Annotated in this window: 15 protein-coding genes and 1 pseudogene; 9 read left to right on the top strand and 7 right to left on the bottom strand. The window is 42.0% G+C overall.

Translation table 11 applies throughout. From position 1 onward, the window contains the following. Positions 1 to 90: 90 nt before the first annotated feature. Positions 91 to 357 carry a BrnT family toxin gene (locus H6G40_RS18475; RefSeq protein ID WP_081330805.1) on the top strand — a complete coding sequence of 89 codons (267 nt, stop codon included), beginning with the start codon at positions 91 to 93 and terminating at the stop codon, positions 355 to 357. Then, the gene (locus H6G40_RS18470; protein ID WP_069474015.1) at positions 338 to 571 is read left to right on the top strand and encodes a hypothetical protein; all 234 of its coding nucleotides are present in this window, start codon (positions 338 to 340) and stop codon (positions 569 to 571) included. Before H6G40_RS18475 ends, H6G40_RS18470 begins: the two co-directional genes overlap by 20 nt. 20 nt (positions 572 to 591) lie before the next feature. Here the strand turns inward: H6G40_RS18470 and H6G40_RS18465 are convergent. From H6G40_RS18465 to pap, 6 genes and pseudogenes are all read right to left on the bottom strand, one after another. Then, a pseudogene (locus H6G40_RS18465) lies at positions 592 to 1,194 on the bottom strand (IS630 family transposase); the annotation flags it as partial. A 135-nt stretch (positions 1,195 to 1,329) separates the two neighbouring features. After that, positions 1,330 to 1,968, bottom strand: a complete 639-nt coding sequence (gene purN, locus H6G40_RS18460; RefSeq protein WP_123229914.1) for a phosphoribosylglycinamide formyltransferase — start codon at positions 1,966 to 1,968, stop codon at positions 1,330 to 1,332. After that, positions 1,965 to 2,249, bottom strand: a complete 285-nt coding sequence (locus H6G40_RS18455) for a hypothetical protein (RefSeq protein WP_002740123.1) — start codon at positions 2,247 to 2,249, stop codon at positions 1,965 to 1,967. The genes purN and H6G40_RS18455 overlap by 4 nt, the downstream gene beginning before the upstream one ends. Next, a complete protein-coding gene (locus H6G40_RS18450; protein WP_069474013.1) occupies positions 2,246 to 2,797 on the bottom strand; it encodes a DUF6036 family nucleotidyltransferase in 552 nt (183 codons plus the stop codon). The genes H6G40_RS18455 and H6G40_RS18450 overlap by 4 nt, the downstream gene beginning before the upstream one ends. A gap of 47 nt (positions 2,798 to 2,844) precedes the next feature. After that, a complete protein-coding gene (locus tag H6G40_RS18445) occupies positions 2,845 to 3,219 on the bottom strand; it encodes a hypothetical protein (protein ID WP_176721626.1) in 375 nt (124 codons plus the stop codon). A gap of 14 nt (positions 3,220 to 3,233) precedes the next feature. Next, entirely contained in the window at positions 3,234 to 4,727 is a 1,494-nt protein-coding gene (gene pap / locus H6G40_RS18440) for a polyphosphate:AMP phosphotransferase (RefSeq protein WP_002754161.1), read from the bottom strand. A gap of 69 nt (positions 4,728 to 4,796) precedes the next feature. On the opposite strand from pap, the gene galE reads away from it, so the two are divergent. Together galE and H6G40_RS18430 are read left to right on the top strand one after the other, a co-directional pair. Then, entirely contained in the window at positions 4,797 to 5,795 is a 999-nt protein-coding gene (galE, locus tag H6G40_RS18435; protein ID WP_002740222.1) for a UDP-glucose 4-epimerase GalE, read from the top strand. A gap of 129 nt (positions 5,796 to 5,924) precedes the next feature. Further along, on the top strand, positions 5,925 to 6,350 hold the full coding sequence (locus H6G40_RS18430; RefSeq protein ID WP_042791069.1) for a hypothetical protein: 426 nt from the start codon (positions 5,925 to 5,927) through the stop codon (positions 6,348 to 6,350). A gap of 96 nt (positions 6,351 to 6,446) precedes the next feature. Here the strand turns inward: H6G40_RS18430 and H6G40_RS18425 are convergent, their stop codons facing one another. Then, positions 6,447 to 7,418 (bottom strand): FkbM family methyltransferase, encoded by a 972-nt coding sequence (locus tag H6G40_RS18425; RefSeq protein WP_069474012.1) that lies wholly within the window; start codon positions 7,416 to 7,418, stop codon positions 6,447 to 6,449. A 162-nt stretch (positions 7,419 to 7,580) separates the two neighbouring features. On the opposite strand from H6G40_RS18425, the gene H6G40_RS18420 reads away from it, so the two are divergent. The 5 genes from H6G40_RS18420 to H6G40_RS18400 all read left to right on the top strand — a co-directional run bounded on the left by H6G40_RS18420 (position 7,581) and on the right by H6G40_RS18400 (position 11,928). Then, positions 7,581 to 9,041, top strand: a complete 1,461-nt coding sequence (locus H6G40_RS18420; RefSeq protein ID WP_002739905.1) for an MBOAT family O-acyltransferase — start codon at positions 7,581 to 7,583, stop codon at positions 9,039 to 9,041. Continuing rightward, entirely contained in the window at positions 9,041 to 10,006 is a 966-nt protein-coding gene (locus H6G40_RS18415; RefSeq protein WP_002739842.1) for a hypothetical protein, read from the top strand. Before H6G40_RS18420 ends, H6G40_RS18415 begins: the two co-directional genes overlap by 1 nt. Further along, positions 10,003 to 11,265 (top strand): NAD(P)/FAD-dependent oxidoreductase, encoded by a 1,263-nt coding sequence (locus tag H6G40_RS18410; RefSeq protein WP_002754150.1) that lies wholly within the window; start codon positions 10,003 to 10,005, stop codon positions 11,263 to 11,265. The genes H6G40_RS18415 and H6G40_RS18410 overlap by 4 nt, the downstream gene beginning before the upstream one ends. 76 nt (positions 11,266 to 11,341) lie before the next feature. Beyond that, positions 11,342 to 11,587: a hypothetical protein gene (locus H6G40_RS18405; RefSeq protein WP_002739747.1), complete on the top strand. Its 246-nt coding sequence runs from the start codon at positions 11,342 to 11,344 to the stop codon at positions 11,585 to 11,587. After that, positions 11,587 to 11,928 carry a type II toxin-antitoxin system PemK/MazF family toxin gene (locus H6G40_RS18400; RefSeq protein WP_012268344.1) on the top strand — a complete coding sequence of 114 codons (342 nt, stop codon included), beginning with the start codon at positions 11,587 to 11,589 and terminating at the stop codon, positions 11,926 to 11,928. The genes H6G40_RS18405 and H6G40_RS18400 overlap by 1 nt, the downstream gene beginning before the upstream one ends. The last annotated feature ends 573 nt before the right edge of the window (positions 11,929 to 12,501 follow it).

Here is a 12,501-nt window from a genome sequence, read left to right as displayed (position 1 = left end):
TTGTAATGGGAGACTCTTTGTTTTCCTAGACAAAAATAATTACTTTTTCAAAAAAACACTTTTCTATTTTTTTGTTGGGTATTTTATTCTCTGGAAGTCCCTAGTCGAAGAGAAGCTGACAATAAGGCTAAACATGGTGTGGACTTTGAGACTGCTCAATATGCGTTTTTCGATCCACATCGTTTGATTGTCCATGATGTCCAACATAGTGACTCAGAGGAACGTTGGTTTTGTATTGGTAAGGTAAAAGACCGGGTTTTAACGGTGCGTTTTACTTACCGCGATGGAGTGATTCGTATATTTGGCGCAGCTGAATGGCGTAAATGGAGAAAATTCTATGAAGAACATAACCCCTGATCCCGCAAAACCGATTGGTAAGGTGACAATTGTCGAAGACTTTTTACCACCACCAGAGCAGCTAATACCGAATCAAAATACTGTCAGGGTAACGATGGAATTTTCTAAGGAGAGTATTGAGTATTTTAAACGGGAAGCTCAACGTCATAATGCTTCCTATCAATCCCTGATTCGTAATCTTGTAGATGCCTATGTCAGACAACAACAGCAGTGAGTATATAGCAATTCTCTAACTTATGAGGTACAGTAGCAACAGTGAGTAAACCAATTGCGAATATCTTTTTGAGTAACTTCTAACATAGCCAATTCAATCCCTTCTATTAAGTCTTTGTAAGTTCTCGCCTTCAGTTTTATTAACATCGCTTTCACTTTTGACCAAAAGTTTTCAATAGCAGAGAATTCGGGAGAATAAGGAGGTAAATAGATAAGTCTAGCTTTTTCTTGTTCGATTATTTCTCTGACCATTTCTCCGAGATGAATCTTGGCGTTATTCATGATCAGACAGTCTCCTTCTTTAATTTTTGGCAGCACTTCCTTCAGAATAAATCCTTCAAATGTTACCGCATCCACTGCACCGTATATATTGACTGATGCCACAACTTTTTCTAAGCTTATAGCACCAATTATTGAAATATTTTTCCCTCTTTTTTGTGGTTTTCTTCCCCAAGCTCTTCGGCCAATTAAGGCTCTAGCATAGAGTCTTAATTGGGCTAAATTTACCCCCGATTCATCGATGAAAATTAGTTTTGATGCCTCAATTTCTCGCACTTGAGACCAGTATTCCACTCTTTTTTGCTGTACCCTGTCACTTTCTTTTTCCGCCGCGTGTAGTGTTTTTGCCGAAGCCTGACTGCTGGCTACTGACTCCTAACCCCACCAACAAACTTTTTGCCGCAAACCCTATTTAACGATTTGCCTTGAATTTTCGTTTTTTTGCCAGTATTCTCGCCAAGGAAGTCCAGAAATCGATCTCTATAGGCTCAATTTCGATGCTAAAGCGATCGCTACTGGGAAAATGCGATGTTCTTGCACTTGAATGCGTTCGTGGAGACTGGCTGCGGTATCATCGGGGAGAATGGGAACCACTGCTTGCATTAAAATTGGGCCACTATCTACCTCCGCGCGAGCGATATGCACAGTACATCCGGTCACTTTTACCCCCGCGGCTAAAGCTTGTTCCACGGCGCGCACACCTTTAAAACTGGGTAGTAAACTAGGATGGATATTGATCACGCGATCGGGAAAAGCATCCAGTAACACCGGGGTGACAATTCGCATCCAGCCGGCCATAATTACCCATTTTACCCCGTATTCCTGGAAAGTTTCTACTATTGCCCGATCGAGTTCTTCTCTGGGTTTAAATTGACGATGATCGAGGAAAACCGCAGGGATATTGTAGTCAGCGGCTTTTTCTTTTACCTTGGCATCGGGATTATTGTAGATGAGGACAGGAATCCGGGCATTTAGCTGTTTTTTGGCGATCGCTGCCGCCAAAACAGCAAAATTGGAACCACTACCAGAAGCCATCACTCCTAAAGAGAGGGTTTCCCCTAGGGGAATATCGGCCAAACTGAGATCGGGAGAAATTAAACTGGGGGAAATTGTCATCATATTTTATAACCGAGTTCGAGTGCATTGCAAAAGCTATTGAGGCGATTCAGCAAAGCATTATAGTAAGAATAAGCATCATCCCGTTCCTCTTGGAGATAGGCATACAAGGTTAGCTCTGGCTCTGCAGCTAGGTGATTTTTAGGGATATCGAAACCGACTTCCGTTAGGCGCGTCGCTGCGATCGCAACTAGCAACGCCCCAATGGTATTAGACTCACCATTGTGAAGATCCCTCAGTCCGGGTAAGATGATCTCGGCCCCCGGCAACTCATTGAGATTCATGATTGTTTCTCCTCTGGTGGACATTGAAAACGTTCAATAAAGTTCTCGACTCTGCTTCTCAGCACATCAGGGTTAAGGGAGGGGAATCGGATTAGTTCCGGTGCAATCGCTTCAAAGCATTCCCCTAGCTCATTCAAAGAGAATAATTTGTGTTCGTACATAGCCTCAATATCTTTCAAGTCACGGTCAAACCCTCTCGATAGTTTAGAAATAGCTTGGGCTGTAAAATCATAGTGATAGAAAGAGATTTGACCTCGTTTGCCAATGAATACGCTTCGATCGCGCCATCCCGGAATAGGGGGCAGAAAATCCTGCGGAGATGCCAGTTCAATGTTGATGTTCAATTCTTTTTTTAGCTTGGCGATCGCTTGAAAAATGCCCAGTGGTTCCGGATCTAGACGGATATCCACATCGACTGTGGAATTACGCCATCCCACCAGTAAGGCACTCGCTCCACCTGTAAAGTAGATAGTGCCTGAACCCTGAGCTTCTTTACCTAAGATTTGCATTAGGCGTTCTAACTTCTGAGCGTCAACGTTTGCACGCATTTTTTTGCCGTGATTATCTGCCTAAAGTTACCAGTTTAGTTTAGTGCCTACTCAAAGGTAAATTGTACGCCATTCTGAAAGGCGTGATATTTTTTGCCGTTATCTTCTACTATTTCACCGACACCGAGAGCAAAAACTTGTCCTTTTTCGGGAACACCGCACCTAGACCATTGACTGCCCGAGTTGCTTTTATATCTACATTGTTTGGACGTAACTGGAGCAAAACATTCACGAAATGGATTCGAGGGGTTAAAAAATCCAAAACTTCCAGATATTGAAGGAGTAACACGATAAGCAGTTTTTCCGTTAAGATTCGTGTACTGTTCACACCGATAAATTATTTTGGCCTGAGCTAACGAGCAGATACTTAGTTGACTGAACAGAAGAACAGAAGGAATCAACATCAGATGTCGCATTTTCATGAGCATAACCTCGTTTAATCGCGTTGTTTCAAACCGGTTTCAATAGCAGCAATTACTGTTTCTATGACTTTAACGCGAGCGAAATACTTATCATTTGCCGCTACAATTGTCCAGGGGGCGACGGGGGTGCTAGTGCGGGCTACCATGTGATTAACTGCCACATGGTAGAGGGGCTGTTTTTCCCGATTGCGCCAATCTTCATCGGTGAGTTTATGTTGACGATAGGGGTTATTTTGGCGCTCATTGAAGCGATTTAACTGTTCTTCGGGGCTAATATGTAACCAGAATTTGACTAAAACACAGCCTGAATGGGTTAATTGGGCCTCAAATTCGTTAATTTCTTGATATGCCCGCCGCCAGTCCATATCTTTAGCGAATCCTTCCACTCTCTCCACCAAAACCCGTCCATACCAACTGCGATCAAATATACCGATAGTTTTGGCTGCGGGTAATTTGCGCCAGAAGCGCCAGAGATAATGATAGCGGTGTTCTTCCTCCGTCGGGGCAGCAAAGGCAATCACTTGATAACTGCGAGGATCTAGGGTATCGGTTAAGCGTTTGATCGCACCTCCCTTACCGGCGGCATCCCACCCCTCAAACAGGACTAAAACGGGAATATTTGCCTGAAAAATCTCTAATTGCAGTTTTCTTAGTTCCACCTGTGCCTGACGCAAACGGATTTTATAGTCTTCTTTTTCCAATTTGGCACTTAAGTCCACTCTCCCCAGATAATCGGGTTCTGTGGGCAGTAATTGGGCTTGAGGTGGTAGATTGACAGGAGGTTCGATCGGTAATTGCCGCTGATCCAAAGCTTGAGCGATCGTGCCGACTAATTGGGAGAGAACTTTTACCCGGGCCCAGCGTTGACAGTTGCCCTCCACCAATGTCCAAGGGGCGGCCCCCGTGCTAGTGTAGGTAATCATTTCCTCGGCTAAACTGGCATACTCATCATAACGTTTAGCCTGTTGCCAATCTTCCGGACGCACGCGCCAAGATTCTAGCTCATTTTCGGCGTATTCTTTGATGCGTGACTTTAATTCCTTTTGACTGAGGTGAATCCAGAATTTAGCGATCGCCACCCGATCATCAAATAATTGTCGCTCAAAGGTGTTGATATCGCGCATAACTAGGGGAATCTGGGAGGAGGGCAATTTATTTAAGAGTCGATCCTCTAGTAGATGGGTGTACCAACTGTGATAAAAAATGCCGATACTGCCCTTTGCTGGCAGTTTTTGCCAAAATCGCCACAAAAACGGGTAACTTTCCTCTTGGGAGGAAGGGGTTAAAATTGGATGGACGGTAAAACCCCGAGGATCCATATAGTTAACCATTTTTTTGACTAAAGTTCCCTTGCCTGCCGCCGCCCAACCTTCCAAAACCACCACCACGGGTAATTTACATTCCCAACAGGACTGCTGTAGCGATCGCAGTTGTTCCATTAAATCTTTAATTTGTGATTGATAAGTTTCCTTGTCAAGGGAAAGAGATAGATCGAGGGGACTTAACATGATGGTCAAATAAAAGCAAAATTAGGGTATAAAGTTATAGACAAGTCAATTTCAAATAGGTATGATCGCGTGTCTCAAGTTAAACCTACCATTCTCGTTACTGGCGGTGCGGGTTATATTGGTTCCCATGCGGTTCTAGCGCTCAAAAATGCCGGTTATTCCGTCATCGTACTCGATAATTTATCCTACGGTCACGCCGAAATCATTAAGGATATATTAAAAGTTGAGTTAATTGTCGGTGATACCAGGGATCGATCGCTGCTGGATAATTTATTTGCTAGTCGTGATATTGCCGCTGTCATGCACTTTGCCGCTTTTATTGCCGTGGGGGAATCGGTGCAGGAACCAGCCATTTACTATCAAAATAATGTTAGTGGTAGTCTGACTCTTTTGCAAGCGATGATCGCCGCCGATGTGAAGAAATTTGTTTTTTCTTCCACCTGTGCTATTTATGGAATGCCGAAGGAAATTCCGATGACGGAAAGTCACCCCCATCATCCCCTCAGTCCCTACGCAGCCAGTAAGGAAATGGTGGAACAAATTCTTAGGGATTTTGATCCGGCCTACGGTTTAAAATCGGTGGCTTTCCGTTATTTTAATGCGTCAGGAGCCGACCCCAGTGGTTTATTAGGGGAAGATCACCAACCGGAAACCCATTTAATTCCCTTGGCTTTATTAACTGCTCTGAAAAAACGGGATTCCCTGTCAATTTTTGGCACGGATTATGATACTCCCGATGGTACTGCTGTGCGTGATTATATCCATGTTAATGATTTAGCTCAAGCTCACGTTTTAGGCTTAGAATATCTCTTAAATGGGGGCGAAAGTAATGTGTTTAATTTGGGCAATGGTAACGGTTTTTCTGTGCGGGAAGTGATTGAAACAGCGCAAGCGGTAACTGGTTTAGATATTCCCTTCATCGAAAGTCCCAGAAGAGCAGGTGATGCCCCCATTTTAATCGGCAGTAGTGATAAAGCTAAACAGGTTCTCGGTTGGCATCCCCAATATGCCGATCTTAAGGTAATAGTTGAACACGCTTGGAATTGGCATCAAAAAAGACACGCTTAACGGCGATCGAGTGCTAAACTTTAGTATTATCAGATTGAACAATTCTATCAGTCAATAACAGTAAAAAACTACTAGAGGCTGATAGTTTACCGCTATAAGCTTCTCTAGAATCATCTCAAATACAATGCTATGAATAACAAAATAATCTTAATATTTATGGGCTTGACTTTTTTGGCAAGTTGTGCTGATAGTAAACAGTTTCAATGTCAAAAAATCTATCGGATTGCCAACGAAGTCGCCCAAGAAACCAAATCTTTAACCAAGGGTCAAGGGACAGAAATTGACCAAAAAAGTTGGCTATTAGCCGCCGATAAAATCGAACAGGCCTCGGAAAATATGAAAAAATTAGCAGTGAAGGATCCTGAAATAGAGAAATATAAGACCACTTTCGCTCAAGTTTACGAAGATTATGCCACTGCCACTCGTGAAATAATTCAAGTGATCGAAACTCGCAATAAAAACGGGGCAAAATTAGCACAGGAAAAGGTCAGAAAAGCCGGCCAATTAGAAAAAGAAACTGGCGAAGCTTTTAATACCTATTGTCAAGCACAGTAAGGCAGTTATCAGTTATCAGTTATCAGTTAGAAGGTGTTGGGGTTTTGGGGTATTAGTTGAAATTTCCCCATCTCCCTATCACCTCACTTCTGTACTTTAGGGTTTAATTGCATACAAAGTGCCGACATTTTTACTGCGAGGCATTCGGGAGAAGATGATAAAACCGAAGTCTTGCAGATGTTTGACTAAAGCATCGGGACCCTTTTTATGCCATTCCATCATGACAATTTTAATCTGTCCCAATTGACCAGTTGCCGCTAAAGAATCGAGGATTTCGTATTCGGAGCCTTCACAATCAATCTTGGCAACAATATCAATATCGGGATAGTCAGAGGTAATACCTTTAAACACATCGGTGAAAGGTTTCAGAATTAAATCGGCTGTAGCGGTTTGTTTCGAGGCAAAAGGTTTTAATTGGTTGTCAATACCAGAAATACCAACACTAGCTTTCACGGTGTAATCGTATTCTACTTGAATAATTTCATCCCGAGCGCCGACTCCATAATCAAAAGCTTTAATCTTCTCCGCTAGATTAGGATTGAGGGCAAAATTTCTTAAAGCTTGGTCGTAGGTAGCCTTAAAAGGTTCGTAACTATAGACAGCTTTCACATTAGCTCGATTAGCAAAAAAGAGACTGGCAAAACCCGTATTCATACCAATATCGATCACTACACAGGGCTTGTTATAGAGGAAATTATATACACCTAAAAGTAAAATTTCATGGGCGATATATAAATCCTGTCCCGTCTCGATAATTAACTTAACTCCATCGATCTCGATAATTAATTCCTGTTGCTCATCAATATAAAATTTACAATCAGCCAGAGCTTTTAAAGCTCCAGCTTTGTTACAAACTTTACTAACCAAGAGGAAATCTTGCTTATTTTTGCTTAAACTGATACCTAAAGGTTTATAAAAAAGTTGACCAGATTTAGCATCATATTCCACATAATTAGGACTAATATTATGCTCTGCCAACTGACTAGACCAATATTGATCAGCAATATGAGGATAAGTCTTAAATTGCCGATAGCGTTTATGTGCATCTAACAGTTTTTGATAAAGCATTGCTTGTCTAGCCTCAATTTTTTAGGATTGCTGGAGTTAATTTTATGGACAAGTCTGACAAAGTTTGATAGGCTTGTCAAGAAAATCTCTCGTCTCTGTGCATCAGAAGTCAGGAAACCCATCTCAAACAAGGTAACACAGACCATCAGGAGTTAACAAGGCTTGAATTACTCTGATTTTATATTTTGGTGGATATTAATCCTTTTTAGCGTTCCTTTCTTAACGGCGCGTTATATAGCGAAGTCCTTCAATCTCTGGCGAGGTGTTTTTGATGGAGTTGGATTAGCGGCACTGTCCCTGATCCTGTTTTATTACGCCAGTCGCACCAGTTTCCTCGTTTTCATCGTCTCCCTAGCCTTTAACTACATTATGGTCTGGCTAGTGCTGAAAATGAGCGGCTGGAAAGCGAATCTCCTAGCCACTATCGTTATCGTCATCGATATTCTTGTCCTCGCCTACTTCAAGTATTTCGGCTTTTTTGTCCAAGAAATCATCGGATTATTCGTTTCTCTCCCTCCCAATTGGAAGGAACTTTCCCCAATTCCCGTGCCTAGCCAAATACCGCCGGGGGTGTCCTTCTATAGCTTCCAGATGGTGGCTTTCGTGGTGGACTCCCTACGCGAAAAGAAAAAGAAACCCCTAGCCGTCCTCGATTATGTCAATTTTATCTCCTTTTTCCCCCAAATTGTCGCAGGTCCGATCGAGCGTCGCCGGGATTTATTACCACAAATGGAGGGATTTCGCCTCAAATTTACAGGAGAAAACTTCGAGGAGGGTTTGGGTTGGCTTTCCCTCGGTTTATTTATGAAATTTGTCCTCGCCGATAACCTGGCTCCCTACATCCAATTAGATAAGATGATCGATAATGCTTGGTATATCTGGTTTGAGGCCTTTTTATTCACCCTGAGAATCTATTTTGACTTCGGCGGTTATAGCTTTATTGCTGTCGGTTTAGCCTATTTTGTCGGGGTTAGATTAGAATTAAACTTTTTAGCTCCCTACACATCCCAAAGTATTAACGAATTTTGGCGACGTTGGCATATTACCCTTAGCACTTGGTTTCGGGATTATGTATTTTTACCCCTGATGGGTTCCAATAAAAATTGGGCGCCTTTTTATCTATTCATTACCTTTACTCTTTCAGGTTTTTGGCATGGTGCAGCTTGGAATTTCATCTTTTGGGGCGCTTACCACGGGACATTATTATTATTACTGCGTTATCTAGGGCGACCTTTCTATGCTTTCGTCGGAAAATACGTTTCTCAGCCGCAAATTGTCTCCTGGGCTTTAACGCAATTGGCGGTCATTTTTGGTTGTCTCTTTTTCATGGAGATTAACACCAGAAGATTAATTGGCAAAATGCTGATTATTGCCAATCCTTTCAATTATTCCTTAGCTAATATCGGGGAAATTTTTAGTTCCTATAGTCTCAATCAAGGAGCAGTTTTAAGCGTCGCTTTAGTTCTTGGTATCATTGTCTTAATCCTCGAACATCTGGCTGTTGCCCAGAAAAAGTTTGAATATGAACTATTACTATCGCCTTGGCTGTCTAAAATATTGCTAGGTTTAACTATTCTCCTAGCTTCCACTAATACCAGTGATTTTATTTACTTTGAATTCTGATGAATACTAAATCTTTTAACATTTTCCCCTGGTTAGCTTCTCTGGGAGTCGCTTGGTCCCTCGGCTTTGTTTATAATGTCATCTACGGCGGCGAATTAAGCTGGCTGCGGATGATGTACAAAGAAAAATCAGCGATCGCAGCCAAGGTCGAAGGACCGCGGCGTTTAATCGTCACGGCAGGATCGGGGGCGCATTATAGCATAAATTCGGAATTAATGGCCAAAGAATTGGGAATACCGGTGGTTAACTTCGGTTTACAGGGTGATATCGGGTTAAATGTCATTGCCGCTATGATTCTCGAAAAAGCACGCAAAGGGGATGTAATTCTGCTGATTCCTGAATATCTCATGCTCATGGATGAGGACGGTTTTAATCGCGGCGAAGGACTTTGGGGATCCGCACCTTTTAGCGTCGCTATTGGCAAACCGGGGTTAGGTGGAATACCTTTAAAAACCATGATCGAGGATACTTGGTTATTAGGTATTCCGGGGATGCGTGCAGTCACTAAATCCACGGTTGATTTATTCACTAAAGGCAGAATGACGGGTTATCTTTCCGATCCGATTACTAATACAGGTGATCCGACTATAGTTAAGGAAAAAACAGGGAAATGGAAATGGTGGCAAATGACCTTTGATGCTCCTGTCTCTGCTCACTCGATTAAATTAATTGAAAAACTCAAGAAAGATTTAGAAGCAAAAGGGGCGACTTTAGTGGTTTCTTTACCCTGGGTTTATGCCAAAAATGATGGTAAAACCTTGGCTAATATTCGCAAATCTGCTGAAGAATTAAGTCGGGTTGTGCCAACAATTTACGACCCAAAAGACTTGAATATTAAGACCGATTCTACTATTTTTGCTGACACTCACTATCATCTTTTGCCCCCAGCGAGAATTATTCGTTCAGAACAATTAGTTTCGGAACTAAAACCTCTCTTAAACACAACTGAGAATAAAAATCCATGAATAAACCTATAACTAAGATTTGCATTCTCGGTGGTGGTTTTGGAGGGTTATACACGGCACTCGATTTGAGTCGATTAACAGCAGTAAAATCAGGTCAATGGCAAATAACTTTAGTCGAACCAAAAGACCATTTTCTCTTTACTCCTCTTCTCTATGAACTAATTACAGGAGAATTGCAACGCTGGGAAATTGCCCCCTCCTACCGTCAATTATTAACAGGAACTCAGATTAATTTAAAAACTCAAAAAGCCAGTAATATTGATTTAAACAATCATCAAGTATATTTAGAAAATGAGGAAATTTTAGATTACGATTACCTCGTTTTAGCGGTGGGAGTGCGGAATCGTTGGCCGGCTATACTGGGGTTAGCTGATTATGGGCTAACTTTTCGGAGTTTAGAGGATGTAGAAAGATTACAAACGGCAATTCATGACTTAGAAACTCAAGGAAAATCCTCAATTAATTTAGCAATTATTGGCGGTGGTCCCAATGGGGTAGAATTAGCCTGTAAGGTGGCTGATCGTTTAGGAAAAAAAGGCAAAGTTCACCTAGTGGAAAGGAATGAGGAAATACTGCAAAACTTCCCTAAATCGGTTCGTATTGCTTCCTGTCGTTCCCTTTTAGCCAAGAATGTTAATCTCTATTTAAACACGGGATTAAAGGAAGTTGCAGCTAATTCCATGACCGTATTTAAAGATAATACAAATGAATTTATCCCCATTGATTTATTATTGTGGACAGCAGGAACCCAAGCACAGGATTGGATCAATAATTTAGATTGTCAGAAAACAGCACAAGGCAAATTATTAACCCGTTCCAGTTTACAATTAATCGACTATCCCGAAGTTTTTGCCCTTGGGGATCTAGCCGAAATTTATCCTAATAAACAGGTAATTCCTGCCACAGCACAGGCAGCCTATCAAGCAGCCAGTCTATTAGCCAAAAATATCTCGGCAGTGATCAGAAAAAAATCGCCCCAACCCTATTATTATCTCCATTTAGGTGATATGTTAACCCTGGGTAAACAATCAGCCCTTGTTTCCAGTTTTGGCATTAATATTACTGGTAGATTGGCTGATATAATGCGTCGCTTTGTCTATATACTGCGTTTACCCAGCCAACGCCATCAGTTAAAAGTGTTTCAACATTGGGCAAAAAAAATTCTTCTCCGACTCCGTTATTCACAGGTGTTATCTAATACTAAATCCGTTGAGCATAGGCTACATATCAGGACAGGCAAAAGGCAAAAGGGAGAATAAATAATCAGTTCCAACTAGGTTGTTAGCCCTTACACAATTGGCTACAATAGCCCTACACAAGCTACGAGAGAAAAGTATGCCTGAATTAAAAATTAGCATTAGTGAGGCTGCTCACAAAACGCTGTTAGCACTCGTTGACTCCTCTGGGGATACGCTCCCAACAGTATTAGACAAAGCCATCGAAAATTATCGCAGATATGTTTTTCTAGTTCAAGCGAATGAAGCCTTCGCCGCCTTAAGGAAGAATGAGACTTTATGGCAAGAGGAAATTTCTGAAAGGCAGACATGGGAGCAAACTCTCGCTGATGGAGTAGAAGGGTAGTGGCAGAAATTACCAGAGGAGAAATATGGCTAGCAGACCTTAATCCAGTAAGAGGGCATGAACAGGCTGGTAAGCGTCCATGTTTAGTGATTTCAGCAGACCTGTTTAATCAGGGTGCATCTGGCTTAGTTGTTGTTTTGCCAGTAACTTCTAAAGACAAAGGAATCCCTTTTCACATAAAAGTGGAACCTCCAGAGGGAGGAGTGAAAATGCCAAGTTTTATCAAGTGCGAGGACGTAAGATCAATCTCAGTAGAACGACTTGAGAAGCGATGGGGAACTGTATCCTCAGAAACGCTGGCATTGGTTGAAGACAGACTGAGAATCTTAATGGGACTGTAATGAAGATATTTTGACCAATTTGCGCTCCAAGCCCAGGTTTTAGTTTGCATTCTTCCACTGTTCCAATGCCACCTTCGTGTGACTGTACCATTCTGAATTTGATTACGATTAGGCTTGCCCTCGTAACCCCCCGATAGCAGCAATTCTCAATTTGCCCTGTAGCAAGGCTTTTGGGAGTTAGTTCGCATAATACGGGGTAAAATTCAATGGGATTGCGAATTTCATTTCACGAGTCTTCAGGCTTTTGACTTGATAGTACACCCAAAGTTGCCCCAAAAATCCCCCTTTAAAATGTTCTTTAAATCCCTAAAAGGCTTGCTGTGTCTAAAACTGAGAATTGCTGGCCCGATAGACCAACCAATGCCTTCAGCATCGCACTTAAACTCACATCTTTAATCAATGTGCATGGTGCGTTCCCTAATTCGGTGGAGCAGTGGAAGCCAGATTAGGGAACGCACCCTAGAAGATCTGAATGTATATCTGATGGTTAAACGCTTAAGATCGGTGAGCGCACTACGTTATTCATGGTTGTTATCTAAGCAACCGATTGAATCAAAAAATACTCGTCAAATA

Source organism: Microcystis viridis FACHB-1342, from assembly GCF_014698335.1.
Taxonomy (GTDB): Bacteria; Cyanobacteriota; Cyanobacteriia; order Cyanobacteriales; family Microcystaceae; genus Microcystis; species Microcystis ichthyoblabe_A.
This window is presented reverse-complemented; position numbering and strand designations above follow the sequence as displayed.